Below are 26273 nucleotides of genomic sequence, written 5' to 3'. Positions count from 1 at the left end.
CGCGCGCGATCGGCTGTATTGGAAGGTCGCTTCTGACCTTCTCTTTGTGATGCGCCCTTCATGCGGAGGGCGCTTTGTTTATGAGGACATAAACCCAGCATTCGAATCTCTTGTTGGGATCGCGTCGGAAGACATCCGGGGGATGGCCGTTTCCGACTGTATGGGGCAACAGGATGCAAGGTCCGTCCATGAGGTGCTCGATATTTGTCGTGCCAGAATCGCCGAGGTCCGGATCCGACATCGGCTCGCTCTTGGAGGATTGCCACGAATCGTCGAGACGATCGTTGCGCCGATTTGCGATTCCCTGACCGGCAGCATTGTCACGTTGATCGGTAGCCATCGGGTCGTGGAAGGAGCGTCATCCCAAGACTTCGGAACGCTCTCCGACAGCAATGCAAGCAAGAATGCCACGCTGGTATCCATTCAGGAAGACATGCAGCAGCGGATTGCCTCCGATCTCCACGATTCGACCTGCCAGCATTTGATTGCCGCGAGCCTCGGGGTGATGCGGATGCGGAGCAGCTTGAGTGAGCCGGCGAAAGCCGAGGGACTTTGCGACGATATCGATGCGTCGATTGATCAGGCGATCAAAGAAATCCGGGCCTTTGCCTACCTGCTGCACCCGCAAAATCTGACGGTTGCCGGGTTGAAGGCGGCGTTGGAGAGATATGCAGAAGGGTTCGCGGTGCGCACATCATTGAGAGTCGATGCCAGCATCTCGTCCGAGATCGATCGACTACCTTACGAAACGCAGCGTTCACTGCTGCGGGTGGTTCAGGAGGCGCTGACGAATGTCTTTCGTCACGCAAGAGCGACGGAAGTCAAGATCGCGATCGAGTCAACCGACAACCACTTCCAACTAAGGGTCAGCGACGATGGGCGCGGCATGCCACCCGGCCAAGCCCGCGACGAAGCGATGGCAGAGCCGCCCGGCGTCGGAATCCCAGCGATGAGGGTTAGACTTCAGCAAATCGGAGGCACCCTCGAGATCCGCTCCGGGCCGGGAACGGGACGGCCCGGCACGACATTATCCGCAGTGTTCCCGCGCGGGCCGGCGACTGGAAAAACGCAGTCGGCCAAAGGCCGTCCACGTCATCATGATCCGCGCAAACGGGTCCACTAGTCTGCAGTCGAACTCGGCTCGCCGGTGCCGGCTGAGCTAGGCGATGCCACAGGAGTCGGAGCTCTCCTGCCATGAAGCGCTTTCTTATCGCGGATGATCATGAAGCGGTACGGTCGGGACTGCGAGCGGTTCTGGAACAACGTGCCGACTGGGAAGTCGTTGCTGAGGTCAACGACGGCAGCAAGGCCCTTGCCGCGGCGATAGCGAACCAGCCCCATATCGCGATCGTCGACTTCTCCATGCCGCGCATGACGGGAGTGGAGGTCGCGCGGCGGATCAGGGAATATCGTCTGCCGACGGAGGTACTGATCTTCACGGTGCACAACTCCGACCTTCTGGCGCAGCAGGCATTCGAGGCGGGCGCCCGGGGATTCGTGTTGAAATCGGATGCCAACAGGCTCCTGTTGGCGGCGGTCGAGTCGCTTTTGGTCCACAAGCCATTTTGTACCGATAGCTGTTCGTCCGAGTCGAACGAGGGCTCGACCGGAGATAGAGACAGGCTCTCGCCGCGGGAGCGATTGGTGGTCAAGCTCATTGCAGAGGGCTACAGCAACAAGGGCATTGGCGCCATTCTGAACCTTAGCGTCAAGACCGCCGAAGCGCACCGGGCGGCCGCGATGCGCAAGCTGGACATCCACTCGACGGCAGACCTGGTTCGCTACGCGGTTCGTGCCCGGCTGCTGGAAGCATGATGCATCAGGGCGCTGGCGATCCGGCGCCTGATCGTTCTGTCGTTCAGCCTTTGCCGTGGACCCAGGGGTAGCTGACCTCAGTACATTGCCCACGAAATCCCAGGGTTTCGCGGGATAACCGCTGGAACGCCAACCAGTATGATTCTGAACTCGCTGTCGGCTATCGCTGTTGACTGTCCGACAGCCCTGGCGCCCAGCGTATAGGAACGACGCTGTGAAACGCATCCTGATTGCGGATGACCATGAAGTCGTACGTTCCGGACTTCGTGCGATCGTTGAGACGCGCTCCAACTGGATTGTAGCTGCAGAAGCGCCCGACGGCGAGCAGGCAATCGCATTGGCGTTGGAAACGAGACCGGACATCATCATTGCCGACTATTCCATGCCTCTCGTGAACGGACTGGAAGTCAGCCGCCGCGTCAAGACGCTTCGCCTGCGTTCGGAAGTATTGATCCTCACCATGCACGAAAACGAGGAGATCCTGACCGAGGCCCTTCTGATCGGGATACGTGGCTTCCTGCTCAAATCGGATGCCAGGAAACATCTCATTTCAGCAATCGAGGCCCTGCTCGAGGGCCGACCTTACTTTACCAGCGTCGTGTTGGAGAAATTGCTGACCGATTACCAGCTTAACAAGCAAAACAAGTCCGGCACACTCCTCACGTCGCGGGAGCAGAACGTAGTTCAGTTGATTGCGGAGGGACATACCAACAAGGCCATCAGTTCCATATTGAAGCTTAGTGTGAAAACCGTCGAGACCCACCGGGCGTCGGCCATGCGCAAGCTAGGCATGTCATCCACGGCCGAGCTGGTTCGCTATGCAATTCGCAAGAAGCTGGTTGCGCCCTGACGGCCCAAGCAGTTCAACGGGCGGCAATCGCCCCGGGGGCAGCGAGCCTTGTGGACCGATATTCAGCAAATCCAAGTGAAATCAAATCGTAAGCTCCTACGCAGACGCTGCAACCAAAGGGTGTTGTAAAAGTTCTTTGGAGTCTCCAACCAAGGAGACAGCCATGAAACTGAAAGCTGCTGTTGTTGGGTTGGCCGCGCTCGGCTGCCTTTCGCTCACCGCCGGCTCGGCCTCCGCGATGCCGAACGGCCTTCGAGAGGCCGCCCGGATCGCCGGGCCCAACGGCCAATGCCGAGCAGGTCCGCTGGGTCTGCGACGCATGGGGCCGCTGCTGGTGGCGGCGCCCCGTCTGGGGTCCGCGCCCGGTGTGGGGTCCTCGCCTGGGATGGGGGCCGCGATGGCGCGGCGCCTATGCCTGGGGCGCGCGTCCCGTCTGGGGTCCGCGTCCCGGCTGGGGCCCACGACCATGGGGCCCGCGACCCTGGGGTTGGCGTCGCTGGTAGTGGTGATCAGAGAAGAGCGGCGCGCGGTCGCTTTCCCGTAGCCGCTCAGGCTACAGCACCGTTCGCACCGCTTTAGCAATTGTCGGCCGTCCCGTTGCTGCCGCCGAAGTCGTGGATGCCAGCGGCAGAGGCCCGTGACTCCGCGCTCGATACGCTCGCCGGATTCGGATGCGCGCTCAACATGTGCGTGTCCGTGAGCTGGTCCGGCATCATCGAGGCGAAGGGGGATCATCGCTGCGTCGCCTCGAATGCAGTGTCTTGGCAGTGATGGGTCGAACGGATGGATTCGAACGAACTCTAACGCGTGCACGAAATCGAATGATCTCTCGCTGTCGACCAGCGCCGCGATGCTATGTTCTTCCGCTCCGGGTGCCACGATTTTGTTTTATGATGGTGCCTGTTGCGGCGTTGATGTCAATCTGACGCAACTTGAGTGCTCCGACTTTCGGCCCTTCAACACAGCACCTCGCGTAGCCGATGCATAAGCGGTGACGCTGCCAGGTCGCCCAGCGGTCGCAACGTTCGGCCCTCTCACAGCTCGACCGCGCGCCTCGAACTCGCTGGCCTACGACTGCCTGCTGATGACGCGAGCGTGACTATGCGCCGGGACTATTGGCCGGAGTTCACACGGCCCCGCCGGTGATATCGCCCGAATGCCACGCGTGGATTGACTGCGCATGTGGCCATTCGTCCCGACGCCGCCGCCATACATGCCGCGCGCGTGCGGAAGGAACAATTACCCGGAATTCCGGTAGATCGGGACTGCAAGCAATAGCGATAGTCCCTTGCCGCTGCGGGAACAGCTTCGGCAATCCAAATCAAGCTCGCCGCCGATAAAACTGCCATCAGGTAGCGCATGAAATCACCTCGTCCATCGCCTTGAGGAGATCTTATAGTGTCGCGGCAGGACCCGCCTGAAAATACGGGCTTCCCCGGGACGAGCTTGGCAAGAGTCCCAAGCGCGAACTTTGCGGACAATGATGACGTTCATCCGGAATCGAGAGGTCCGGCCGTATGAGGAGAGGGTCATGGCATTCATTCTCTGCTGGCGGCGTTCTCCTCGGGCTGCTCTTTTTTGCCGCCTCTCTGACGCCGACGCTGTTGCCGCGGAATTCTTCGACACAGGGCGTGCTTTCGGGGTTTTCTCTGGCGGCTGGATATGCCATCGGCGTGTTCGGCGGTTGGCTTTCGGCTTACATGGAACTCGCGCGGCTCAACGGCCGCGTCGTGAGCGTCGCTAGACTCGCCGCCGCGATCGGTTGCGTGATCGTTGCGATCATCTCCCTCTGGCAGGCGGCGCGATGGCAGAATTCGATCCGTGAGCTGATGGGGCTTGAGCCGGTCGATTCGGTGCATCCACTCAAGGTCTGCATAATTGCCCTGGCAGTTTTCGCAACCCTCATCGCGCTCGCGGGGGTCTTCCGACTGACGCTGGACTTCGTGGCGACAAGAGCCAACCGCTTCCTGCCAAGGAGGATGTCCAACGTCATCGGCATCATTGCTACGGTTGCGCTGTTCTGGTTGGTCATCAATGGAGTTCTCGTTCGAGCCGCCCTGCAGGTCGCCGACGCGTCCTTCCTGGAATACGATGCGCTGATCGAGCCGGAGACTGAGCCGCCGACGGATCCTCTGAAGACCGGCAGCAGCGCTTCCCTGCTCGCCTGGGACAAGCTCGGACGGGCAGGGCGGGAGTTCATCTCCTCGGGACCGACCCGCGAAGACATACGCACATTCTCTGGCCGGGGAGCGCTAGCGCCAATTCGTGTCTATGTCGGACTACGATCGGCTGAGACAACGGAACTGCGTGCCAAGCTTGCACTGGAAGAACTAAAGCGGGTCGGCGGGTTCGAGCGATCCGTGCTTATCGTGGTGACGCCGACCGGCACCGGTTGGGTCGACCCGGCGGCGATGGACAGCGTCGAATATTTGCATGACGGTGACGTCGCGAGCGTCACCCTACAATACTCCTATCTCGCCAGTTGGCTATACCTGCTTCTGGACCCCGGCTATAGCGCCGATGTTGCCCGTGCGCTCTTCAGGGAGATCTACGGATACTGGATCACGCTTCCCAAGGATCGAAGGCCAAAGCTCTATCTGCACGGGATCAGTCTTGGCGCCATGAATTCTCAACAGTCGACGGACCTGATCGAAGTCATGGGCGACCCGTTCGCCGGCGCACTCTGGAGTGGGCCGCCCTATTCGAGCAGGCTCTGGCGCTGGTTCACTGACCATCGCAATCTGGGATCGCCCTTTTGGCTTCCCCGCTTCCGCGACGGATCGTTCGTGCGGTTCATGAACCAGCATGGAGAGGCTGCCGACCCCGCTTCAGGTCCGAATGCCGCGTGGGGACCGATGCGGGTCGTCTACCTCCAATATGCGAGCGACCCGGCGATGTTTTTCGACTATCGCAGCCTCCATCGCCAGCCGGATTGGATGCTGCCGCCGCGCGGCCCGGACGTATCGCCGCAAGTGCGCTGGTACCCGATCGTAAGCTTTCTTCAACTGACGTTGGACATGCTGAGGGCCACCGACGCGCCGATCGGGTTCGGCCATGTCTACGCTCCGGCGCACTACATCGACGCCTGGATCGAGGTGACGGATGCCCGCGACTGGTCCCCGGAGGAGATCATGCGGCTAAAGCGACGCCTCTCCAAACCATAGTCCGCCACCGCTGCTCCAACACCAGCCACAAGCAGCCAATGACAGCGAGCTCTTGCCCGTGCGGATTCATGCACCTCGCGTATCGCGGATTGCCTGAGCCACCTTCGTCGCCTGCGATACCCGTCCGATTCTCGTGCCCGTGACGATCCTTCTTCGGCGCGTGCTCAAGCGCGGGACCATGCCTTCGTGGGCGGTAGATCCGGCAGAGGGATAGGGAATGAAATTAGCGGCTCGACGCAGCGCGAGCGCCTTTCGAGCCGCTTCGACATGGGCCGTTCGAGCTGCCAGGTGGTTAAGGCGCTCGAGCTCCCTGTTCACCCGTTTCAACGCTGCGGCAAAGACCTGTTTGCGTTGTGATGGACGCTCGGCAATTCCGGGGAAGTTCGCGCCGCGAGCTTCGCCTTTTCCTCGCATCTCTCGTCGCTTTTGTCGGCTGAGCGTTCGCTCCTTGTCGCGCATCTCGCGCAGGCGGGATCGCATGGCTGCAAGATCAGCCGGCTCGAGGTCATAGATAGCGGGATGATGCGTGGGGCGGATCGTTTCGTATTCGTCGTGGTCAAGGAGGCTGCGTTCGAACTTGCATGGGGCCGACATTTTCTTTCCCTCCATTGCACGGCGTGCTTGGTACCCGCTCAATCTCGGATGGCGGCGAGATAATCAAAATGATCGATGAACTCGAGGATCTCGACGTCTTTGTATTTGAGCTTCATCTCAACGAGACCGTCGTGGAGTTCGTGTTCATTCAGTGTTGTGAGTGCGGACATATAGCAGCCTTCGACCATCTTGAAGTAACGCTCTTTGGGAATGGCATGCGGAAAGTCAACAGAGTTCCACTGAACGCGGAACCCGGCGCGCTGCAGTTGCTCAAAGAGCTCATGTGGATCGGCATGCCAGCTACGGCAGCGCTCCAGCGCCTTTTGGAACAGCGGGTATTGCACGTCAGGTGGAACGTGTACGAGTAGCAGAACGCCGCCTGGCGCAAGCCGAGCATGGAGATTAGCGAACAATTTGCTGCGATCAGCGATGTGATGAATGGTCTCCTTGATCAATATCTTGTCGTAAATTCCCTCCTCTTTGGAGAATTCAAAGCCGTCCATGACGATCGGTCGGATAGGCGCGTCGTCAGGAACCTTGGCTAACATCTCGGCATAGGGATCCACCCCAATCACCGGTCTCTTTAATGCGACTTGCTTTAAGATATCGAGACTATAGATGCAGGTGCCGCACCCAAGATCCACCAACGTATCGTCTTCGTTGAGCCGCAATTGCTCGATCATTTTCGAGCTCAGGACACGTACGAACCTCGGCGAGTAGTACAGAAAGTTATCGTAGTCATTCGCCAGCCTGACGTAGTGAGTATCGAGAACGCGCCTTATGTCGTTGCCGTCTCGACGCTCCTGGACCAAAGGATTTTCCATACCGTTTTATTCCCTCTTGCCGCGACCGATCGCGGTCCGTGTTCCAAAAACGCAATGCATCTCTGCGTCTCGTTCGTTGTGCTGGATGGCCAAGCTCCACCGCTTCAATTATTTCCACCGCTTCAACTTAAAATGAACGCTGGTGGCGCCAGCGCGTGTTCCCGCCCTTGTTGACGCGAAACGCGAAACTGAGAGTTGCCGAAACGGGCTTGTCGGCCGGATGGACGAAAGTGCTAACCAGTGGCGGGATTGAACTCGTCCATCGTGTCGTTCGTGTGATCATCAATTTACATATGAAGAAAGGAAACGTTACCGCGCTAAGCTCATTAGTACCTCATGGAAACTATCGATGCTCTGCGAGAAGATCGTGCCAGTGGGGGGTACTTATTTCGGAAACCCACGGCTGTTGATGGGCGCCCGGTGTGGGAACTGATCGCCGATTGTCCGCCGCTGGATACCAATTCGCTATATTGCAATCTGCTTCAATGCACCCACTTTGCTGACACTTGCGTCGTCGCGGAGGAGGAAGAGCGCGTCCATGGGTGGATCTCCGGCTATCGCCTGCCCACGGAACCCCAAACGCTATTCATCTGGCAAGTAGCTGTTCACCCAGATGCCAGGAAATGCGGTTTGGCGAGGTCATTGATCAGAGTCCTTCTGGCGCGCAACGCGGCCAGCGGCGTACGGCAACTAAAGGCCACCGTGACATCAGACAACCAGGCTTCGTGGGCATTGTTTCGCTCTATCGCCGACTCTTTGCGTGTTCCAATGACAAGCGAGGAGTATTTCAGACGCAAGGCGCATTTTGGCGGACGACACGAGACTGAGCACATGCTGACCATCGGACCCTGGATCGCGTTGGACGCAACCGAGTGTGGTCCCGGTTCCAGTTCAATCGCATAAACTCAATCACATAGAGAAGAGAGGAAGGCATCGATGTCGTTTGACCCGGCTAGCCATGTGAAGACCCGACGATCAACCGTCTTTGAGCGGCGAGAATCGAGAGTGCGCAGCTACGCTCTCAGTTTTCCGACAAAATTCGTGCGGGCCTCTGGCGCTTATCTCTATGGCTCAGACAACAGAGAGTATCTGGATTTCCTGTCGGGGTGCTCATCGCTCAATTACGGACACAACCATCCAATTTTGAAGGATGCGCTGATGAGCTACATCGCGCGCGATGGGCTTGCCCACAGCCTTGATATGGAGACCGATAGCAAGGAAGCGTTTCTTGAAGAGTTCGAGACGACGATTCTGCACCGACGTGACCTTGATTATGTTGTCCAGTTCCCAGGTCCAACGGGCGCCAACGCAGTCGAGGCGGCGCTCAAGATCGCGCGGAAAGCGACGGGGCGCAGTAACGTCATCGCCTTTACCAACAGCTTTCATGGCTGCAGTCTCGGCGCGCTTGCTCTGACAGGTAACGCGCTTCATCGCTGCGGATCTGGCGTCGGCCTCGACAATGTCACACGGATGCCGTTCGACCAATATTTTGGCGGGGACGTCGACACCTCGACCTATCTCGACAAGATGCTGACGGACCCATCGGGCGGCGTTGATGCGCCAGCGGCGTTTATCGTGGAGACAGTCCAGGGTGAAGGCGGCCTGAATGCGGCCTCATTCGAATGGCTGCGTGAGATTGAGCGAATTGCCCGAAAACATGGTGCGTGCTTCATTATTGACGATGTTCAAGCCGGAATCGGCCGGACGGGTACGTTCTTCAGTTTCGAGCCCGCCGGGGTCAAACCCGACATCGTCGTCCTGGCAAAATCCGTGTCCGGGTATGGTCTGCCCATGGCCCTGACTCTTCTCCGCCGCGACCTGGACATCTGGAAGCGCGGCGAACACAGCGGGACCTTCCGCGGCAATTGCCACGCGTTTGTGACTGCGAAGGCCGCACTTGAGAGGTTCTGGCGCGATGATGCATTCGAGAAGTCCGTGCGCCGCAAAGGCCAGATTCTGAAGGATCGGCTTCAAGCCGTTGCTGGCCAGTACAACGGCAAGATTGCGCGGGTAAAGGGCCGCAGCATGATGCGAGGCCTTGACGTGAAGTCGGGCGCGGTAGCAGACAAGATCGTACGCCGGTGCTTTGACAACGGTCTCATCGTCGAGACCAGCGGTGCCGATAACGAGGTGGTCAAATGTCTGGCGCCACTGACGATTGGCGAGCGTGATCTGGAAAAAGGCCTCGATATTCTGGCCGACGCTGCGCACGCTGCACTTGCCGACAGGACCAAGGCCGAAGTCGCTGCCTAGAGAGAGGAGTCGATCGTGATCGTCCGTAGTTACCATGAGGCCAAAGACACTGAACGTCGCGTCGATTCCGAGGGATGGCACAGCGTACGCCTTCTCTTGAAGGACGACGGGATGGGGTTCTCATTCCATATCACAACCATTCACAAGGGCAGCGAGCTCAAGATGCACTACACGAACCACGTGGAGTGCGTTTATTGCATCTCCGGTGACGGCAGCATCGAGAATCTCGCAACTGGCGATATTTTCGAGATTAGGCCGGGCGTAATGTACGCGCTCGACCAACACGATGATCATCTGCTGCGCGCCAATACCGAGATGATAACGGCCTGCATATTCAATCCACCTGTGACAGGCCGTGAAGTGCACGATGAAAACGGCGCATATCCACTTGCAGAGAAACCAGCATCGAGCGTGGAGCCATGACTAACGATTTCTATGTATCTCGTCGATCCACAACGCCTGCGGCCATAGTCCGGCAGGACCCGGTCGTATACAGCGCGTGGAGCCCGCGCTCTCCGCTCACGCGAGAGCAGGCAATGGCCTATGAACGGGACGGCTTCCTTGCTTTAGAGGATCTGTTCACCGCAGCCGAAGTTAAAGGGCTTCAGGCTGAAGCGGTCCGGCTCCAGACCGGTGCGGATAAATTGGAAGGTGAAACGATCATCACGGAGCCCGGCGGCGACACCGTTCGCTCCGTTTTCAAAATCCATAAGCAGAGCAATGTTTTTCAGCGCCTTGCAACGGACGCTCGATTGGCGGCAATCGCGCAATTCCTGCTGGGAGACGATGTCTATATCCATCAGTCACGCCTCAATCTCAAGCAAGGCTTCCACGGCGAAGACTTCTATTGGCACTCCGATTTCGAAACCTGGCATGTGGAGGACGGCATGCCTCGCATGAGGGCCCTTTCTATGTCGGTTCTCCTGATGGAAAATACGCCGGTCAACGGCCCCACAATGTTCATGCCGGGCTCGCACAAGACGTTTGTCAGCTGCGTTGGCGAGACGCCGGGCGATCACTACAAGCACTCGCTCAAGAAGCAGGAATATGGCGTGCCCGACCAGGCGAGCCTGTCCAGGTTCGCGGAAGGAGGAATAGCTATGCCAACGGGGCCTGCTGGAACTGTCGTCATTTTCGACTGCAATACGATCCACGGGTCGAACACCAACATCACGCCATATCCGCGCTGGAATGCGTTCTTTGTCTTCAATGCGGTATCGAACAAGCTCCAGGCCCCATTCGGGCCGGCTAAGCCGCGGCCGGAAATCATCGCAGCTCGAAACGACGTCGAGACGATTAGACCGATTTCGGGCCCGCTGTTCCAGGATGCAGCGTAAGGGACGACGACGCGATCTCGAAATACGGACGGCCGCTCGTCGTCGAAAAGATCTGCGGGCGGCGTCCGAATAGAGATGCGGTGTTTATCATCTCGGCTAACGAGAGCTTACGAGAAGGCAATCAGAGCGAACCGCCACAGCACCGCTGAAAAGGTCACCTGTTCGCCGCGGCTCTGACCGGTTCCAGGCCATGCTTCTGCTTCTCCGCATCGTGGGCACTAATGGTTGGCGCCGAGCCCTCCAATGGTTGCTGCGCCGTCTCGCGCATCATCAGCACGGCGACCAGACCGACCAACGCCGCCAGCATCGCGTAGTAAGCGGGCATGTAGTCGTTGCCGGTGACGCGGACCAATGTCTCGGCCATCAATGGCGCAGTGCCGCCGAACAGGCTCGCCGACACGTTGTACGCAATGGACATTCCGCCGTACCTGATTGAGGTCGGGAACATGGCCGGCAGTGTCGATGGTGTTGTTCCGATGAACAGTGTCTGACACAGCCCCAGAATGAGAAGTCCTGCCAGGATGGTTGCCATCTGGCCCTGTTGCACGAGCCACAATGCCGGCCAGGACAGCACCAAGTATCCCCCGCAAGCTGCTAGCAGCACGGGGCGCCGTCCGACTCGGTCCCCGAGTCGCCCAACGAGGGGGATCGCCGCCAGCATCGCCAGCATGGTCAGGACGTTGAGAAAGAGGCTATGCGCGTTGTCGTAACCGAGCGTCCCTGTCAGGTAATTTGGCATATAGGTGAGCACGAGATAGTTGGTAACGTTGAGAGCGAGCACGAGGGCCATGCAGAGGAGGAGTGCGCGGCTGTGCTCAAAGACGATCTCATGCAGCCTGCTCTCGACTGAGCGCGCATGCGCCTGCTCTTCGATCTCGGCGAAGGCCGGGGTCTCTGAAAGGCGGAAGCGGAGGAACAGCCCGATGACGCCAAGCGGGCCGGCAACAAGGAACGGAATCCGCCAGCCCCACGCCACCATTGCGGCATCACCGAGTGCCACTGTCAGGCCGGTGACCAGCGCCGCACCAGAGACAAATCCGGTGATCGTTCCGAATTCAAGGAACGATGCCAGGAAGCCGCGTTGTCGGTCGGGTGCGAACTCGGTAATGAACGTTGAGGCGCCGCTGTATTCGCCGCCGGTGGAAAAGCCCTGCACGAGGCGAGCGACGTAGAGCAGGATCGCCGCCCAGATGCCGATCGAGGTATAGTTCGGGATCAAGCCAATCGAGAAGGTGGCGGTCGCCATCATTATAATCGTCGTGGCGAGGACTCCCCTGCGACCGATCTGGTCGCCGAGCATTCCGAAGAAGAAGCCGCCGATCGGCCGGACCAGAAATGCCAACGCAAACGCAGCTAGACTGTAAATCAATCCCTTGCTGCCGCTTTCAGGAAAGAACACTTTGCCGAGTACGACGGCAAGGTAACTGTAAATGCCGAAATCGAACCACTCCATCATGTTTCCGATGGCGGTGGCACTTACGGCGCGCTTGACGTCGTCCTCGTGTATAACCAGAGGTGCCGTGGACGAAGCGGCGGTCTTCTGACGTGCATCGATCATCGGGATCCCAACGAAGGGTTGGACGCCAAGCGCTGGGCCGACGCCGTATGCGGAACTCATGAACATGGCCCTGTTCCCGGGATGCGAACGAACAGGGCCATTAACATCCAACAAGCAAAGCTATGTGCAGTTCCGCGCTCCTGCATCCCTTTTGCGCATGCGCAAATTCGCCATCATCAAGTTCGTCAGCAACATCGGCGCCGACGACGTGCATGATTGTGGCACCAGAGAGCGAGATGCAGGTGAAAAACTGCTAAACGGTTGAAGTAGAAGCAAAATACGGAAGATCAAGCGCCTGGCTGTTTTCCGTCGCCCCGATGATGGACTGAAATGAAAGTACAACTCTCTCGATGGGATAGTAGGCGGCGTGTGCACGATATGTGCACTGCGAGATCAAGAAACATCTAGCGAGGACGGTGTCGCGGTCGTTCTTTGGACTGATGTGAGGTCCACCGTGCTTTGGACAACCCAATGATTTGGGTTGCGAGAGCAGGCAGGGCTATCGCATATAGCTGTTTGGTGGCTGTGAACGAGGCGAGCCTCATGGTTCGAGACGCGCCGCAAGCGGCGCTCCTCACCATGAGGGTCTAAGATTCCGCCGCGAAATCCGACCTCATCCTGAGGAGCCGCGCAGCGGCGTCTCGAAGATGGGCCGCGAAGGGACCGCCCACCAAATTCTAATTCATATGCGATTCCCCTGCGAGAGCAGGGGAGGTTGCGTACGACTTACGAGCTGATTGTGCTTGTTAGGAGTAGAGTTCTGTGTTCGCTCAAGCGTTTCAACGACCTCACCACGGCGAAGGGAGCAAAATGGAAGGCGCGCTTTCTGGTGTTCGCCAATATCAAGCGGGAAGGCGACTTCGCGCGCGCCTATTGACGGTGCAAGGTTCGGCCGCGATCGGCGGATGTGGAGAATGACATCTGACACGTCCCCGCTGCTCGGCCTCGACGCCGTACGTGCCAAGCAAGCGCTCGGCGATCGCATCGAGCGTCAAATCGTTCTCCTTGCGCCGCAGCTCCAGGAGCCAGTCCCGATGCGGCTTCAGCACAGAACGCCAGTCCCCACCGGTCGGCAAAGGCGCCGTGCGGGATCTACGCCTGGCGCGGACCGAAGCCGACATCCGCGCAGCCGAAGGCAGAATGGCGGTAGCGATGCCGGCCCTTCGTCCCGGCAGCGCGATGGGCTGGCGGATAGCTACTTCCGTAGGTGTCGGACCAAGCAGACGTCCCGCGCCAAGCAATGGACTGCCACTGCTGTTCGGGATCGGTACCGGGAGCAGTAGGAACCTGCTAGGCTGATGCCCGCGAAGTCCCATGCTGCGGTCCGGTAGCCACGGCACAACCGCCTTATTAGAGGTCGCGATGCAGTTGTCGAAGCAAGCGGTCGGCGAAGCGACCTTCGTCCAGCGCCTGTCCGGTCGGTGGGCGGCTCATGCACCGTCGTTGCCGCTCGTGACGGACGACTTCATCTACCGTTCGGCAGACCGGCAGAACATCTTTCTGCGCACCGCCATCGATGACGAAATCTCGGCGGTGTTTGGAAGGTTCAAACTCGATCGGCCGGCGATCGTCCATCTTCAGCCCGGCTCACGCTTCCTTCTCACATTCTATCTGGCCGGCAACATCGCCGGCGAGACGATCGGTCGACGCTCAATGCCGCTGGACCTCAGGACAGGGTACGCTCACCTGCGCGCGTCCAATGAACGAGGCGGGTTCCTCGTCGGCTTACCGGCGGGGCCGGCCTCATTTTTTCAGGTCAGGTTGACGCCGGGCGCCTTGATGCGTGTTGCCCGTGACCTGCAGCTCGACCTCGACAATGAAAAGGCGCCGGCCCTCGACGCCCATGATGGGAGCGTAATCGTCAATGCGCCGTGGTCGGGGCGCGAGCAGTCGATCCTGGAGGGCTTTGCGCCATGGGAAGCCAGTGAACGGATGATGTTGCATGCGCTTGCCGGCCGTGGCGCCGAACTCACCTGTGCCTTCGTGAGCCACGTTTTCCGCAGCGTGGCGGCCGAGACGCGCACGAGCCGCGAGGAGGGGTTCGAGCACATGCTCGCGGGGCGATCCGCGTGTGCCATCCCCACCCGTCTGAAGGCCGTGGAGAACATGACGGGTCAGGCGCGGTCAACCTTGTGGCGAACCAGCAAGGCGCGACATGGTGAACCGCCTGCGCGGATCATGCGTCACCAGCGGCTCGAGCAAGCCCTCCTGGCCCTGAGATCGACCGATCGCACCGTTACCGACATCGCACTCGATGCCGGATGGGTTTGCCCGTCCAAGTTCGCCGCCGCCTTCCGCCGGCGCTTTGGGCAATCGCCGAGCGAGGCTCGACGGGCCGCAGCCGTGCAACAAAAGGCCTGAACCTGCGCAACATTCGGCACTGCGCCGCTTTCGGAACCCACTAAGCTTTCCCTTGCCGCAAGGAGAGCTCGATGGATCGTCGTCAGTTCGTCGCCGCGATGGTCGGCATGGTTGCCGCAGGGCCGGCGCGTGGCCAGGCCTATCCGGCCCGCCCCATCACCTTCATTGTGCCCTATGCCGCGGGCGGACCGCTGGACGCGACCGCGCGTCTGATTGGCGAGGGGGTGTCCCGACGTGTGGGACAGCCCGTGGTCGTGGAGAACCGGACCGGTGCGAGCGGCATGCTTGGCGCGAACGCGGTCGCCAAAGCGCAGCCCGACGGCTACACGCTCCTGTTCACGGTCATCGACACGCAAGTCAACAATGTCGCGCTGTTCAAGACCATCGCCTATGATCCTGTAAAGGATTTTGCGCCGATAACCCAGGCTTTCCTGGCGCCGATGATTCTGGTGACAGGCGGAAAGTTCACGGCCCACACGCCGCAGGAATTCGCCGAACAGGTCAAGATCGGCGGCCACCCGCTCGCTTACGGTTCGTGGGGCATCGGCGGATCGGCCCATCTCGCCGGCGAAGCGTTATGGAATCGGCACTTTAAGCTTGGGATGACGCACATTCCCTATCGGGGCGAGGCGCCAATCGTCAACGATCTGCTCAGCAGCCAGATTCCGGTGTCGTTCGCATCCATCGCCAATACGCGGCAGCATATCGAGACTGGCGCACTGAAGGCGCTCGCCATCTCCGGTACCAAGAGATCGTCGGCGCTGCCCGACTTGCCGACCCTGACCGAGCTTGGCTTCGCCGATCCGGTGTTCAAGATCGGTGTCTGGCTCGGCGCATTTGCCCCCGGACAAACGCCGCCACCGATCGTCGACCGGTTGTCTCAGGAGATGCGGGCGGTCGTGCGCAGTCCGGAAGTCTCGGACAGGATGGTACGGCTCGGCTTCGAGCCTGTCGCGTCGACGCCGGAGAAATTTGCCAGCAGTCTGGAGACCGAGATTGCCACCATCAAGGCCGTCTTCCGCGACCTCGGGATTGAACAGCAATGAGCGATCCGCTCGATGCACTTCTGGATCATGCCTTTTCCGTCGAGACAGCAAAAATCCCGACGGAGACGATGAATTTCCAACTGCGCCGTGTTCTCGACAATCTTGGCTGTCTCGTCGCTGGCCATGATCAAGCCGGGACGCCTGTGGCGCTGTCGCTTGCACGGCGCTGGAGCGGCGCGCGCGAGGCGACGGTGATTGGATCAACCGAAAAACTTGCAGCGCCGCAAGCGGCTTTCGTCAATGCGGTGAGAGCGCGAGCCCTCGATTTTTGTGATGTGCTGTCGCCCGGATGGCATCCGAGTTCGTCGGATGTGCCGGTCGCTCTCGCTGCGGCCGAACTGTCCGGTGCCGGCGGCGACGCAGTACTTGCCGCCCTGGCCGTTGGACAGGATGTGGGCCAGAGGATCAATCGGGCGGCGCAGGCAAACGGCTTCTTTTATCGAGGCTTCGACAGCAACGTGCTTGGGTTGTTTTCGGGCGCCATCATCGCGGGCCGGCTCCTTGGGCTCACACGCACGCAGATGGGCGACGCCGTCGGGCTTGCCTTCGATTTCGGTATCGGCACCTTCCAGCACTATCAAGACAAGGTGCTTGCCGTAAGGATCAGTCAGGGGCTCGTGGCCCGCCACGCTCTCGAGGCCGTGTTCCTGGCTCGATCGGGGATCACCGGACCGAAGCGGGCTCTTGCGGGTGAATGCGGCTTCTTTCGGCTCTATGGGCCCGCAGAGCCGGATCTGACGGTTCTCGGCGAAAACCTCGGAGAGCGCTTCCTCGGTGAGGAGGCCACCTGCATCAAGCTCTACCCAAGTTGTGGAGTGACCTTGGCGCTGACCGAAGCATTGCTCGCCGCACGTGCGCGCGGCGACATTGCATTCGACCAGATCGCCGATGTAGCGCTGCGCATCTCCCCGACCATGAACGTCATCTGCGGCGGTCCCTACGCGCCCGCGGAGACACCCGAAGTCGACGCGCAGTTCAACGTCCGCTACGTCGCCGCCAATGCAATCATGCGCGGCCGCGCAACCCTGGACGAGTTCACCGCAAGTGCTGCGACTGCGCCAGACATTGTCAGCTTCGCGCAGCGTATCGATGTCGCGGAAGAACCTGCGTTCGGTCATTTCGATCAGTGCGAAGCAATGGTCTCCGGCAAGGACGGCACCAGGCGCATCATCCCGGCGCGGTTCGGACGAGGCTGGCCTGAGAACCCGCCAACGCAAGACGATCTCATCGCGAAGTTTCGCCAGTGTGCCGCCTTTTCCGGAAGGTCGAGCTGGCGCGACGCCGACGCCCTCATTGTGGCGATCAAGGCTCTGCGTTCGGCACCGTCGGTCGAACCGGTGATCGCGCTCTTTGCCGCATGAGGGCCCGTCGCGCCGATCTGATCGGCCTTGTCGGCGGAATGACGTGGCATTCAACCGCGCGATATTACCGTCTGCTGAATGAGCGCAGCGAGGCCTTGCGGGGACCGCGCTCTACTCCGGAAAGTCTCATCATGACGCTCGATTTTGCGCCGTTGTTTCAGATGGCCTTGAAAGACGAATGGCCGGCGATTGCAGACCGGCTCATGGGCGCTGTCGTGACACTTGCGGCTGGCGGTGCGGGCCTGGTGGCGCTCACAGCCGTGACGGCGCACCGGGTGTTTGCATCCGTCGCTGCCAGTACGAGCCTTCCCTGTATTCACGTCCTCGATCCGGCCGGAATGCTTCTGCAACGACGCGGGATCAGACGCATCGGCGTACTGGCGACGCGGTTCACCACCAGCCAGGACTTCATCGACGCGCGGCTCGGGCAGGCCGGAGTGACCGGTGTCTTGCGGCCCGATGCTGCCGACCAGGGCGTGGTCGATGCGATTATCGAGCATCAGCTTGCGCGCGGCGTGATTAGACCCGCCGCACGCCGCACGATCGACGATATTGCCGACGGTCTACGCCGTCGCGGTGCCGAGGCACTCCTTCTGGCCTGCACGGAGCTGCCATTGCTCTACCCGGACGGCGACATGCCGAACGACGTTGTCGATGCCGTCACCCTGCACGTTGATGCGCTTCTAACCCATGGAGGGACGCCATGACCGAAAACCCCGTCAAAGCCATCGACCATCTGCTCACCTATGTCCGCGATCTCGACGAGGCTGCCCGCTTTTACGATCGGCTCGGCTTCACGCTAACGCCCGAGAGCCGAATTGAGGCCATGGGCATCGTCAACCGGCTGATCCTGTTTCCCGACGCGAGCGACGGCTCGGCCAACTTCATCGAGTTGATGAGCGTATTCGATGCGGCCCGGTTGCCACCGGCCATGGCGGCGCTGCTGTCCGGCGACGAGGGAATCAAGTCGATGGTTCTCTCGCTCGGTGATGTCCAGAGGGCCCACGCACATTTCGGCGCGCTCGGTTGTCCGTTCGGCCCGCCGCTTCATGTCCGGCGCGAATGGAAGCTCTCCGCCACTGAGTCCGTCTGGCCGGAATTCGACGTGCTGCTGCCGGTCAATGACGTCGTCACCTTCAATGGCTGCCGATATCACAATGTGGAGCTCTATCGTCGCCCCGCCTGGACCACGCATCCCAACGGCGCCCGTGCGTTCGACCGCGTCTATTGCGCCGCTGCGGATCCGCAAGCTGCCGCGTCTCGTTTGGCGAAAATTCTCGGTGCAACAGCGACCGGCGGTGTCGTCGCGCATAGTGGTGTGACGATAGATGTCCACCACGATGACGCCGCAGCGACCTGGCCGGTCCGTATCGCGGGATATCGCGTAACAGGGCTCCACGAAAATCATGTGGCGCAAACACTGAATCCCCACCGCGACATGGGTCAAGCAAATCAGCTCACGGCTTTCGGGCAAACAATCGAGCTTTCATCCCAAGCGTCAACGCACCGCGCAACCTCGAGGTCTGCTACGGCAAGCTGCGCGCGCTGAACGCGATCAACTTGCAGGTTCACGAAGGCGAAATCGTCGCCTTGCTCGGCGCCAACGGCGCGGGCAAGACCACCGCCTTGCGAGCGATCTCCGGCCTCCGGACGCATTGTTGCCGAAAACAGCGCCGCCGATATCCCTGACGATCCTGATCTCTCCGCGCCTATCTCGGCGCTTGACGCCTGGCTTAGGGGCACGTAAGCACGCCACCAACTGTGCTGCAATTTATGCCGCGCTGACAATATGCGAGAGATCGCTGGCGTGAGGGACTGAGCTCGCAAGACTCTTGCGCCCAGGCTTCGCCAGGTACAGCCGCCTCGAACAACGCCCGCCGTTGGCGCGCAAAGCGGCCGCACTGGGCGTAACATTCAAGTCGGTATCTCTGCGCAGATTGGAAACGTGCGTCCGCGACGAAATTCGCATATGTACGCAGCCCTGGGCATAGTTCCTACATCGGAGCGGGCCTGGTCGAAGCAACAGTCGCCATCAGCCTCAGCTGATCGCGAATCAACGACGGATTCAACGTGGGCCGTTCCAGCAAAGCGCGCGTTGCCGGCAGGGCAACGAAGCGAAAGACGCCTTCATCCCGAACCGCGATCTCTTCTTCATCGCCCCTCGGCATGGTGGCCCTCCATCTGCTCGCGCAGTGGAGGAAGTCTGGCCGCAATGGTGTTGTCTTTCTTTCGGAAAACGAGAACAGGGCCGAGCGGCTGGGTGCTGTCATTCATGCCCTCGATCCGTCGTGCGATGTGCTTGTGTTTCCAAGACTGAATACACTGCCGTTTGATCAGCTGGAGCCGTCGCACGAAATCGCGGGTAGACGAAGCTCGGTCTTGAGGCGCCTTGCCAAGCCTGAGAAGCCGATCCTGCTCGTGTCCACGGCAGAGGCCGTGATGGAGCGCCTGCCTACGGCAGCGAGTTGGTCCCGCATCACCCTGCGTTTGAAGGTGGGCGCCGCATTCTCTGAACAAGATCTCCGCGCGCGGCTTGACGCCCTCGGATACGACCTTGGCGAGGAGGCGGACTATCCCGGCGGCGCGCTATTTCACGGCAAGACATTCGAGATTTTTCCTGCCGGCGCGCTTGGCCCGTTCAGACTGGAACATTCCGGCGGGGTGATACGTCGGATCGTGGCGTTCGATCCGATAGAACATGGCGTCGTTTTTGAGACGAAAGAGCTCCTCATCGACCCGATGTCGGAGCGGCTGGCGTTCGGAAGTATCCGCAAAAAGCGCTCGACCCTGTTCGACTATTGTGGTCGGTCCAAGTGTATCGCGGATGCCGGGGTTTCAGCGCACGCTGATGGCTGGCTTAGCACGATTGAGGACGCGGCCGGCCGCACGGACAGAGAGCGCGAATACCTTGGGAGGCGCGAATGGAAGCAGGCGACTAGGCGTATGAGCGTATTGTCCCAAAAGGCATCATTCGCTCCCACACCGGACTTTTCGCAGGTCGCATCACCCAGGAAGGCGCTCCGCGCGTTCGTCGACGAGACACGACGCGCCGGTTCGCGACTGGTCTTCGTCGCAGCGCAGGAGGACGACCTGCGGGTGATGGAGCGGATGAGCGGGGTCAAGGCGGAGCGCTTTCCTGACTGGAGCGAAGCGACGGCGGGACGCCACCGTGAGGCGGCGATCCTGGCCGACTTCGATAGAGGGTTTGTTCTGCCTGGCCGGAAATCCCTTGTCGTCGTGACGGCTTCCGATGTTCTCGGCAGCAGGGCTCATCATCCACAGCCCATGGCTAGAAGCTGGAGTGCGGCTTTCGAACATGCAGATGTACCGGAGCAGGGTACAGTGGTCGTTCATCTGCAGCGAGGCCTGGCCTTGCTCGACGGCTTGCAGACTGTGCCGACGGGGAGCGGCTCGTCGCGCGAAATGATCAGGCTTGTATTTGCGGGAGACGACGCGGTTCTCGTTCCGCCCGCCGACTTGGCCATGATCTGGCCATATGCGTCGGAACTCGGCGAGCTGAGCCTCGACAAAGCGGATGGAAGCACCTGGTGGACCCGGCGTACCGAGGCGGAGCGCGAAATCCAAGTCGCCGGCAAGCAGCTCGCCAAACATATCAGCCAGCGACGCCGCCGGCGAGCTCCGAAGCTTGTACCTCCAGGTCCCATCTATGAGAAATTCGTCGCGCGGTTTCCGTATTTCACAACGGTCGATCAAGCGAAAGCGATTCGGAACGTTTTGGATGATCTTGCGTCGGGGCACCCCATGGACAGGGTCATTTGCGGCGATGTCGGGTTCGGCAAGACCGAGGTGGCGTTGCGAGCCGCGGCCGCCGTCGTCTTGTCAGGGAAGCAGGTGGCGATCGCGGTACCGACGACAGTCCTGGCACGACAGCATGTCGCGACCTTCCGCAAACGCTTCGCTCCGTTTGGCATCGAAGTGGGAAGTTTGTCGCGGACCGATTCGGGCGCGGAGACGAGAGAGGTGAAGGAGGGGCTGAAGAGTGGAAAATTGAGGGTCGTGGTCGGAACGCAGGCTCTCGCCTCGAAGGATGTCAAGTTCGCCGGCCTCGGCCTGGTTGTGGTCGACGAGGAACAGCATTTTGGGGCGGCTGAGAAGGCGAGACTTTCCGGGCTGGCCAAGAATGTTCATGCTCTTTGGATGAGTGCTACGCCAATTCCGCGCACTCTCGCGGCGGGTCTCGCCGGCTTCAGGGATCTCAGCGTCATTGCCTCTCCGCCCGTTCACCGGCTCCCGGTCGTTACCAGGATCGCTCCGCTTTCCGATGCTGCCATTGCCGGGGCATTGCTGCGCGAGCAAAGGCGCCACGGGCAAAGCTTCTTGATCTGTCCGCGAATTCAGGATCTCGATCCGATGCTGGCGCGCGTTCAATCGGTGGCGCCGGATCTCCGCATCGTCTGTCTCCATGGCAAGTTACCCGCCGACGAAATAGACGATCGAATGATGAGCTTCGTCGATGGCGCGGCGGACGTGCTGCTGGCGACGAACATCGTGGAGAGCGGTCTCGATATCCCGCGTGCAAACACGATCGTGGTTTGCTGGCCCGAAAAGTTCGGTCTTGCGCAGCTTCATCAACTCAGAGGAAGGGTGGGCCGCAGCGGGATACGCGCGTTTGCGCATTTGCTGACCGATTCGGACTCGGAACGATCCGAGAAGCGATTGGCCGTTCTGGAGGAGTTCAACAGACCGGGTGCGGGTTTTGCGATCAGTGCACGGGATCTGGACCTCAGGGGAGCGGGAGATCTGCTGTCCGAACGGCAGTCGGGTCATGTGCAGGTGTTCGGACCCGTGCTCTACAGCCACCTTCTGAAATTGGCCTCGGAGAAAGCCGACGATAGAACGGCCGACCTCTGGGTGCCTGACCTGAATCTACCGGTCGGAGACATGTTGCCGGCAAGCTACGTGCAATCGGAGGCGGTTCGGCTGGAGATCTACGGCCGCGGCGCGAGATGCCGAAGCGAAGATGAGCTGGACGACCTTGAGGAGGAGACGTCCCGTCGTTTCGGTCGATTGCCTCCGGCGGCGCGCGATTTCTTTGCCGCGGCAAGGCTCAGGATCGACTGCAGGCGAAGAGGAATCGTAAGGCTCGATGTCGGACCGGATGCTGTAGCCGCGACATTCTTGCCGGGACGACTTCGGAAATCCAGGGGGCGATCGTTGCAGCGCGATGGCGATCGGGTAGTCTACATCAGCAAAGGGCGCGAAGGGCCGCTTAGAAAGGTCGAAGACTTCCTCGACCTTCTGGACGAGTAATCGGGTCGACGGCTACCGATCTAACGTCGAGGCAACTGATCCCAGACATAAGTGCGGGAGAGGCCGGCCGGGAAACTCGTCAATGGAATTCGGCACTGGGTTGAGGTCTTCTGCGAGCCGCATGAGAATCATCTTACCGGCGACGCGTGCGAGTACATCCCGCGGCCGGGCGTTGGAAGTTTCGCGATCAGCACGCAACCGCTTTCGGATTCGGTAATGTAGAGGTTCCTGTTGTCGGGGCCCCCATAAGCTACGTTGGTGGTCGCGAGGCCTTCGCAGGACCGGATACGATAGAGCGGTTCGCCGACCCGGCTGAACAGCCAAACTGTTCCAAGCGCCGCATGGGCGATTGCGAGGTTATCCTCCGCATCCATCGCCAATCCATCAGGACCGCCAAGGCCGTCCCATCTCGATGAACAGCACCAGGATCACGCCGAACCAGATCGGGTCGATCCGTATTGAACGAGAACCGGGTAGAGCAAGGGTACCGTGACGACGATCATGCCAAGGCTCTCCACCAAGCAACCCGGGACCGTGTACAGCACGAACAGGGTCAGGAAGAATTCCAACTTCGATAATTTCAGGCTGACCAGGAATTGCGTGATCTGTTCGCCGACGCCGGCATAGCTGATCGCATAGGAAAACGCACAGGCCGTGTAGACGATAAAGAGGATGTTGCCGCAAACCTGGATCGTCGTCTGCAGGGCTCCATTGAAAATGGCGAAATTGAACTCCCCGCAGCACGCCGCCAGGATCATCGCCAGCAGGCAGCCGACTGCAGCCGCCTCGGATGAAAAGCGGAATCGCACCCAAGGTTCATGCTACCCCAGCTGATCAGGCCGAGCTTTAAGCCCGGCCGGACGCGATGACGGGTGTGGTGCGGACGCTCCAACCCAACGAGCCCCGGATGCTGCGCTATGCCGCGCAGAATTTCTCGACGATGACCGACCTGGACGATGCCCTGGTGCGCGAGAGCGGGATCGGCTTTCACGAGGCCCAGGAAGTGATCGCGCGTGTGGTCAATGCCGCTGGCGTTCAACTTGAATCGTCAGCAGCCGGATTATCGGTGTCTTTCTGGAGCTTCTACTGCTGAACAGTGGCAGCCGTTTGTGGTGGTTTCAGCTTGTGGGGTGGACCTCCCGAAGCTTTGGATCGGCTCATGCAGCGTGCCCAGGAGTTTTCCGATCACCCTATCGCAATAATCGTGTGCTGCGAATCGCGGGGCTTGAAACTGCCTCGGCAAGCTGGGTCGCGCACGGAATGGCTCAGGCGATTGTCTTAAGGTAAAGACTCGGATCAAAATACTTCGATGCCGGTGTGAAATCCTTGATGCCGGCGTTGGCCATGAAGAAGTCGGTTGACTGCTGGAGCCAGTTAGTGACCGTGCCGTCCGAGTAAAGACGTTTCCAGTCCCGCGACGTGAACATCTTCTGAGCCTTGAATGACTCGTTGATGTCGGCGAGCGGCGTCTGACTGTAGTGAGCTCTTTGCAGCTTTTCCATTGCCTCGGCGCTATTGGCGACAATGTAGTCGTTAGCTTCAGCCCAGCCTTTGATCAGCTTCGAAAGCGTTTCTTTGTTCGGCTCGTAGTAGTCATTGGCAGCCGCCCAGCCGCCAATGATTGCGGCTTGTGGATAGTAGGCGGAAGCGTCGGCCAGCTTGACCGCGCCGGGAACCTTGTCGCGAACCGTCACGTTGAATGGGACCCAGAGCGCCACTGCCGGCACTGCGCCCGAAACGAACGCTGTGACCGCTGCGGGCATGGTCTGATTGATGAGTTCGACCTCCTTGGGCTCGATCTTGTTGGCACGCAAGGCACGATCCAGGAACACATGAGCGGTGGTGCCGGTCGCCGTTGCGATGCGCTTTCCTTTGAGGTCTGCGAAGGTCTTGATGCCCTGATCCGGACGGACCCATAGTTGCGCGGTCGCGACCTCGATGTCATTGATCAGGAAGACCTTGCCCTGGCCTCGGGCCGGAAAATTCGAAAGCACAGCTCCAGTCGCGAGGACGTCCAGGCTGCCGCCAATCAGTGCCTGAAAGATTTCGAGCCCGGTGTTGAACTGCCGAAGCTCCAGATCCAGTCCCTGCTTTTCAAAACTTCCGAGATCCATGCCGGTCCAGATCTGGCCATCGACGGCGACAGTATGCAGATAGCCGACGCGAACCTTGGTCTTGGCTTGCGCTATTGCGGGGGCGGCCGCGGTGAAGCTGCCGAAGACCAGCCCGGTCGTCGTGGTCAGGAATTGTCGTCGATCCATGGCGTCATCCTCCTCGTTATTCTGAAAATGAGACCGGACGCATCTGCGCCTGCTGCGCACGATATTCGTCCATCACAAGCTGGCGTATGTGGCTGCGCAGCTCCCCGAACTCCGGCCTTTCCTGGATCGTTTCGTCTCGCGGATAGGGGAAGGGGACCTCGATGATCTCTTTGATCCGCGCCGGACGCGCGGTCACCACCACTATGCGCGAAGCGAGATAGATCGCTTCCTCCACGGAGTGGGTGATCAGCATGACCGTCTTGCCCTCGGTTGCCAGCACGCGAAGCAGGAGGTTCTGCATGTTTGCGCGGGTCTGGGCATCAAGCGCGCCGAACGGCTCATCCATCAGGAGGAATTGCGGTTTGACGGCGTAAGCCCTTGCAATGGCAAGGCGCTGCCGCATGCCGCCGGACAGATGCTTGGGATAGGAATTGGCGAAATCCGCCAGTCCCATGAGCTCCAGATAGTGATCGCATATTGCGTCACGCTCCGCAGCCGGAACGTGGTTGGCCTTGAGCGTAAGGCCAAAACCGATGTTCTGCCTCACCGTCAGCCACGGGAACACGCCATATTCCTGAAAGATGACACCTCGCTCCGGACCTGGCCCCTCGACGGGACGGCCGTCGAAGAGCACCTTGCCGGTCGTTGGCTTCTGGAATCCGGCCAACATGCTCATCATCGTCGTCTTGCCGCAACCGGATGGACCGATCACCGCGATGAAATCGCCGTCATGGATGTCGTAGCTGACGTCCTCGACGACGTTGAGCCGGCCTTTCAGTGTGTCGAAGGCCAGCGAGACGTGGTCGAACTGCGCGCGTTTCCTCATGCGACCGCTCGTTCCTGCCAGACGAGGAGTCGTGCGCTGATCTTGCGCAGGATCATATCCATGATCAGCGCGATCAGGCCGATACAGATGATACCGACATAGATGACGTCGAGCAGAAAGTATGTCGAGGCATTCTGGATCATCGCGCCCAGACCGCGCTGGGCAGCAATCAGTTCGGATGCCACCAGCGTCGCCCAGGCAACGCCGAGCGCCACACGGAGCGCGGTGAGGATATGCGGCACGGTGAGGGGAATGATGACCTTGCGGAAGATTTCGATCTGGCTCGCGCCGAGTGTTTGCGCAACGCGGATGTAGAGCGGCGTAATCTGCGATACGCCCTCATACATCACGATCACGCCGGAAAAGAACGCGGCGTAGAACAGGATGACGAGCTTGGCTACCTCATCGACGCCGAAATAGACGATCACCAGCGGGATCAATGCGATCGGCGGAAGCGCTCGAAAGAAGTTGATCATCGGATCAGCAAATGTTCGCGCAGGTCGATACCATCCCAGCAGGAATCCGACGGGTACCGCAGCGAGGATCCCCAATAATACGCCGAGGAAAACGCGTCGCGTCGAGACGAAGACGTCCAGCAGCAGATTTTCGCGCGTCAGCAGTTCGAAAAATTTCGCGGCGACTTGATGCGGGGCGGGTATTAGGGAGGCGTTGACGAACCCGCTCCAGCGGACACCGTACCAGAGCAGTACCGCGCCGACCCACGGCGCAAGTCCAAGCAGAAAGCGTCTCAC

General features: G+C 60.1%; 27 protein-coding genes. 17 read left to right on the top strand and 10 right to left on the bottom strand.

Annotated elements, in window-relative coordinates:
* The first annotated feature begins 142 nt into the window (after positions 1-142).
* From J6497_RS07315 to J6497_RS07305, 3 genes are all read left to right on the top strand, one after another.
* The gene (locus tag J6497_RS07315) at positions 143-1123 is read left to right on the top strand and encodes a sensor histidine kinase (protein ID WP_225703586.1); all 981 of its coding nucleotides are present in this window, start codon (positions 143-145) and stop codon (positions 1121-1123) included.
* A 71-nt stretch (positions 1124-1194) separates the two neighbouring features.
* On the top strand, positions 1195-1815 hold the full coding sequence (locus J6497_RS07310; protein WP_225703585.1) for a response regulator: 621 nt from the start codon (positions 1195-1197) through the stop codon (positions 1813-1815).
* 214 nt (positions 1816-2029) lie between these two features.
* Positions 2030-2665 (top strand): response regulator transcription factor, encoded by a 636-nt coding sequence (locus J6497_RS07305; RefSeq protein ID WP_225703584.1) that lies wholly within the window; start codon positions 2030-2032, stop codon positions 2663-2665.
* 1112 nt (positions 2666-3777) lie between these two features.
* Here the strand turns inward: J6497_RS07305 and J6497_RS07300 are convergent.
* Positions 3778-4014: a DUF3551 domain-containing protein gene (locus tag J6497_RS07300; protein ID WP_225703750.1), complete on the bottom strand. Its 237-nt coding sequence runs from the start codon at positions 4012-4014 to the stop codon at positions 3778-3780.
* Between the two features lie 168 nt (positions 4015-4182).
* Here J6497_RS07300 and J6497_RS07295 point away from each other — a divergent pair, with 168 nt between their 5' ends.
* Positions 4183-5829 carry an alpha/beta hydrolase gene (locus tag J6497_RS07295; RefSeq protein WP_225703583.1) on the top strand — a complete coding sequence of 549 codons (1647 nt, stop codon included), beginning with the start codon at positions 4183-4185 and terminating at the stop codon, positions 5827-5829.
* Positions 5830-5895: 66 nt separating this feature from the next.
* On the opposite strand, the gene J6497_RS07290 is transcribed toward J6497_RS07295, so the two are convergent.
* Together J6497_RS07290 and J6497_RS07285 are read right to left on the bottom strand one after the other, a co-directional pair.
* Complete coding sequence (locus tag J6497_RS07290) at positions 5896-6423, bottom strand: hypothetical protein (RefSeq protein ID WP_225703749.1); 528 nt, start codon at positions 6421-6423, stop codon at positions 5896-5898.
* A 38-nt stretch (positions 6424-6461) separates the two neighbouring features.
* On the bottom strand, positions 6462-7106 hold the full coding sequence (locus tag J6497_RS07285) for a class I SAM-dependent methyltransferase (RefSeq protein ID WP_225703582.1): 645 nt from the start codon (positions 7104-7106) through the stop codon (positions 6462-6464).
* A gap of 477 nt (positions 7107-7583) precedes the next feature.
* Here J6497_RS07285 and ectA point away from each other — a divergent pair, with 477 nt between their 5' ends.
* From ectA to thpD, 4 genes are read left to right on the top strand one after another with little or no spacing between them, the layout of a single operon-like run.
* Positions 7584-8150, top strand: a complete 567-nt coding sequence (ectA, locus tag J6497_RS07280) for a diaminobutyrate acetyltransferase (RefSeq protein WP_225703581.1) — start codon at positions 7584-7586, stop codon at positions 8148-8150.
* 33 nt (positions 8151-8183) lie between these two features.
* Positions 8184-9500 carry a diaminobutyrate--2-oxoglutarate transaminase gene (gene ectB / locus J6497_RS07275; RefSeq protein ID WP_225703580.1) on the top strand — a complete coding sequence of 439 codons (1317 nt, stop codon included), beginning with the start codon at positions 8184-8186 and terminating at the stop codon, positions 9498-9500.
* A gap of 15 nt (positions 9501-9515) precedes the next feature.
* Positions 9516-9923: an ectoine synthase gene (locus J6497_RS07270; protein WP_225703579.1), complete on the top strand. Its 408-nt coding sequence runs from the start codon at positions 9516-9518 to the stop codon at positions 9921-9923.
* The gene (gene thpD / locus J6497_RS07265; protein WP_225703578.1) at positions 9920-10837 is read left to right on the top strand and encodes an ectoine hydroxylase; all 918 of its coding nucleotides are present in this window, start codon (positions 9920-9922) and stop codon (positions 10835-10837) included. The genes J6497_RS07270 and thpD overlap by 4 nt, the downstream gene beginning before the upstream one ends.
* A gap of 154 nt (positions 10838-10991) precedes the next feature.
* On the opposite strand, the gene J6497_RS07260 is transcribed toward thpD, so the two are convergent.
* Positions 10992-12455 carry an MFS transporter gene (locus J6497_RS07260; protein WP_225703577.1) on the bottom strand — a complete coding sequence of 488 codons (1464 nt, stop codon included), beginning with the start codon at positions 12453-12455 and terminating at the stop codon, positions 10992-10994.
* Between J6497_RS07260 and J6497_RS07255 the strand changes: the two genes are divergently transcribed.
* From J6497_RS07255 to J6497_RS42430, 7 genes are all read left to right on the top strand, one after another.
* Positions 12454-12660 carry a hypothetical protein gene (locus J6497_RS07255; protein ID WP_225703576.1) on the top strand — a complete coding sequence of 69 codons (207 nt, stop codon included), beginning with the start codon at positions 12454-12456 and terminating at the stop codon, positions 12658-12660. The two genes, J6497_RS07260 and J6497_RS07255, sit on opposite strands and share 2 nt — an antisense overlap.
* Before the next feature lie 1049 nt (positions 12661-13709).
* Complete coding sequence (locus J6497_RS07250; protein ID WP_225703575.1) at positions 13710-14756, top strand: helix-turn-helix transcriptional regulator; 1047 nt, start codon at positions 13710-13712, stop codon at positions 14754-14756.
* Between the two features lie 71 nt (positions 14757-14827).
* Positions 14828-15802 (top strand): Bug family tripartite tricarboxylate transporter substrate binding protein, encoded by a 975-nt coding sequence (locus J6497_RS07245; protein ID WP_225703574.1) that lies wholly within the window; start codon positions 14828-14830, stop codon positions 15800-15802.
* A complete protein-coding gene (locus J6497_RS07240) occupies positions 15799-17163 on the top strand; it encodes an MmgE/PrpD family protein (RefSeq protein WP_225703573.1) in 1365 nt (454 codons plus the stop codon). The genes J6497_RS07245 and J6497_RS07240 overlap by 4 nt, the downstream gene beginning before the upstream one ends.
* A complete protein-coding gene (locus J6497_RS07235) occupies positions 17160-17870 on the top strand; it encodes an aspartate/glutamate racemase family protein (protein WP_225703572.1) in 711 nt (236 codons plus the stop codon). The genes J6497_RS07240 and J6497_RS07235 overlap by 4 nt, the downstream gene beginning before the upstream one ends.
* Positions 17867-18712, top strand: coding sequence for a VOC family protein (locus J6497_RS07230; RefSeq protein ID WP_225703571.1), 846 nt, complete (start codon positions 17867-17869; stop codon positions 18710-18712). Before J6497_RS07235 ends, J6497_RS07230 begins: the two co-directional genes overlap by 4 nt.
* Before the next feature lie 11 nt (positions 18713-18723).
* Complete coding sequence (locus J6497_RS42430) at positions 18724-18852, top strand: ATP-binding cassette domain-containing protein (protein ID WP_225703570.1); 129 nt, start codon at positions 18724-18726, stop codon at positions 18850-18852.
* Between the two features lie 462 nt (positions 18853-19314).
* Here the strand turns inward: J6497_RS42430 and J6497_RS41185 are convergent, their stop codons facing one another.
* Positions 19315-19437: a hypothetical protein gene (locus J6497_RS41185; protein ID WP_283844398.1), complete on the bottom strand. Its 123-nt coding sequence runs from the start codon at positions 19435-19437 to the stop codon at positions 19315-19317.
* A 105-nt stretch (positions 19438-19542) separates the two neighbouring features.
* On the opposite strand from J6497_RS41185, the gene J6497_RS07220 reads away from it, so the two are divergent.
* Positions 19543-22434: a DEAD/DEAH box helicase gene (locus tag J6497_RS07220; protein ID WP_225703569.1), complete on the top strand. Its 2892-nt coding sequence runs from the start codon at positions 19543-19545 to the stop codon at positions 22432-22434.
* Positions 22435-22562: 128 nt separating this feature from the next.
* On the opposite strand, the gene J6497_RS07215 is transcribed toward J6497_RS07220, so the two are convergent.
* Both J6497_RS07215 and J6497_RS07210 read right to left on the bottom strand, forming a co-directional pair.
* Positions 22563-22808 (bottom strand): SMP-30/gluconolactonase/LRE family protein, encoded by a 246-nt coding sequence (locus J6497_RS07215; protein ID WP_249793430.1) that lies wholly within the window; start codon positions 22806-22808, stop codon positions 22563-22565.
* A gap of 54 nt (positions 22809-22862) precedes the next feature.
* Positions 22863-23243, bottom strand: coding sequence for a TRAP transporter large permease subunit (locus J6497_RS07210; RefSeq protein WP_225703567.1), 381 nt, complete (start codon positions 23241-23243; stop codon positions 22863-22865).
* 98 nt (positions 23244-23341) lie between these two features.
* Here J6497_RS07210 and J6497_RS07205 point away from each other — a divergent pair, with 98 nt between their 5' ends.
* Positions 23342-23527, top strand: a complete 186-nt coding sequence (locus J6497_RS07205) for a hypothetical protein (RefSeq protein ID WP_225703566.1) — start codon at positions 23342-23344, stop codon at positions 23525-23527.
* Positions 23528-23699: 172 nt separating this feature from the next.
* On the opposite strand, the gene J6497_RS07200 is transcribed toward J6497_RS07205, so the two are convergent.
* Genes J6497_RS07200 through J6497_RS07190 form a run of 3 tightly spaced genes read right to left on the bottom strand, consistent with a single transcriptional unit; the run spans position 23700 to position 26261 of the window.
* Complete coding sequence (locus J6497_RS07200; RefSeq protein ID WP_225703565.1) at positions 23700-24695, bottom strand: ABC transporter substrate-binding protein; 996 nt, start codon at positions 24693-24695, stop codon at positions 23700-23702.
* 16 nt (positions 24696-24711) lie between these two features.
* Entirely contained in the window at positions 24712-25521 is an 810-nt protein-coding gene (locus tag J6497_RS07195; RefSeq protein WP_225703564.1) for an ABC transporter ATP-binding protein, read from the bottom strand.
* Positions 25518-26261 carry an ABC transporter permease gene (locus tag J6497_RS07190; RefSeq protein ID WP_376708177.1) on the bottom strand — a complete coding sequence of 248 codons (744 nt, stop codon included), beginning with the start codon at positions 26259-26261 and terminating at the stop codon, positions 25518-25520. The genes J6497_RS07195 and J6497_RS07190 overlap by 4 nt, the downstream gene beginning before the upstream one ends.
* Positions 26262-26273: the final 12 nt, after the last annotated feature.

The sequence above is a fragment of the Bradyrhizobium cenepequi genome (assembly GCF_020329485.1).
Classification (GTDB): Bacteria; Pseudomonadota; Alphaproteobacteria; order Rhizobiales; family Xanthobacteraceae; genus Bradyrhizobium; species Bradyrhizobium cenepequi.
The sequence above is the reverse complement of the archived record's forward strand: the minus strand, read 5'-3'. Positions and strand labels throughout refer to the sequence as shown.

Bases quoted from the DNA above. Each gene is read 5' to 3' on its own strand.
- J6497_RS07245 (WP_225703574.1), top strand. From the start codon at position 14,828: ATGGATCGTCGTCAGTTCGTCGCCGCGATGGTCGGCATGGTTGCCGCA.
- J6497_RS07255 (WP_225703576.1), top strand. From the start codon at position 12,454: ATGAACATGGCCCTGTTCCCGGGATGCGAACGAACAGGGCCATTAACA.
- J6497_RS07235 (WP_225703572.1), top strand. From the start codon at position 17,160: ATGAGGGCCCGTCGCGCCGATCTGATCGGCCTTGTCGGCGGAATGACG.
- thpD (WP_225703578.1), top strand. From the start codon at position 9,920: ATGACTAACGATTTCTATGTATCTCGTCGATCCACAACGCCTGCGGCC.
- J6497_RS07295 (WP_225703583.1), top strand. From the start codon at position 4,183: ATGAGGAGAGGGTCATGGCATTCATTCTCTGCTGGCGGCGTTCTCCTC.
- J6497_RS07250 (WP_225703575.1), top strand. From the start codon at position 13,710: ATGCTGCGGTCCGGTAGCCACGGCACAACCGCCTTATTAGAGGTCGCG.
- J6497_RS07195 (WP_225703564.1), bottom strand. From the start codon at position 25,521: ATGAGGAAACGCGCGCAGTTCGACCACGTCTCGCTGGCCTTCGACACA.
- J6497_RS07200 (WP_225703565.1), bottom strand. From the start codon at position 24,695: ATGGATCGACGACAATTCCTGACCACGACGACCGGGCTGGTCTTCGGC.
- J6497_RS07240 (WP_225703573.1), top strand. From the start codon at position 15,799: ATGAGCGATCCGCTCGATGCACTTCTGGATCATGCCTTTTCCGTCGAG.
- J6497_RS07315 (WP_225703586.1), top strand. From the start codon at position 143: ATGGCCGTTTCCGACTGTATGGGGCAACAGGATGCAAGGTCCGTCCAT.
- J6497_RS07290 (WP_225703749.1), bottom strand. From the start codon at position 6,423: ATGTCGGCCCCATGCAAGTTCGAACGCAGCCTCCTTGACCACGACGAA.
- J6497_RS07285 (WP_225703582.1), bottom strand. From the start codon at position 7,106: ATGATCGAGCAATTGCGGCTCAACGAAGACGATACGTTGGTGGATCTT.
- J6497_RS07230 (WP_225703571.1), top strand. From the start codon at position 17,867: ATGACCGAAAACCCCGTCAAAGCCATCGACCATCTGCTCACCTATGTC.
- ectA (WP_225703581.1), top strand. From the start codon at position 7,584: ATGGAAACTATCGATGCTCTGCGAGAAGATCGTGCCAGTGGGGGGTAC.
- J6497_RS07310 (WP_225703585.1), top strand. From the start codon at position 1,195: ATGAAGCGCTTTCTTATCGCGGATGATCATGAAGCGGTACGGTCGGGA.
- J6497_RS41185 (WP_283844398.1), bottom strand. From the start codon at position 19,437: ATGAATGACAGCACCCAGCCGCTCGGCCCTGTTCTCGTTTTCCGAAAG.
- J6497_RS07300 (WP_225703750.1), bottom strand. From the start codon at position 4,014: ATGGCAGTTTTATCGGCGGCGAGCTTGATTTGGATTGCCGAAGCTGTT.
- J6497_RS07205 (WP_225703566.1), top strand. From the start codon at position 23,342: ATGCTGCGCTATGCCGCGCAGAATTTCTCGACGATGACCGACCTGGAC.
- J6497_RS07260 (WP_225703577.1), bottom strand. From the start codon at position 12,455: ATGAGTTCCGCATACGGCGTCGGCCCAGCGCTTGGCGTCCAACCCTTC.
- ectB (WP_225703580.1), top strand. From the start codon at position 8,184: ATGTCGTTTGACCCGGCTAGCCATGTGAAGACCCGACGATCAACCGTC.
- J6497_RS07215 (WP_249793430.1), bottom strand. From the start codon at position 22,808: ATGGATGCGGAGGATAACCTCGCAATCGCCCATGCGGCGCTTGGAACA.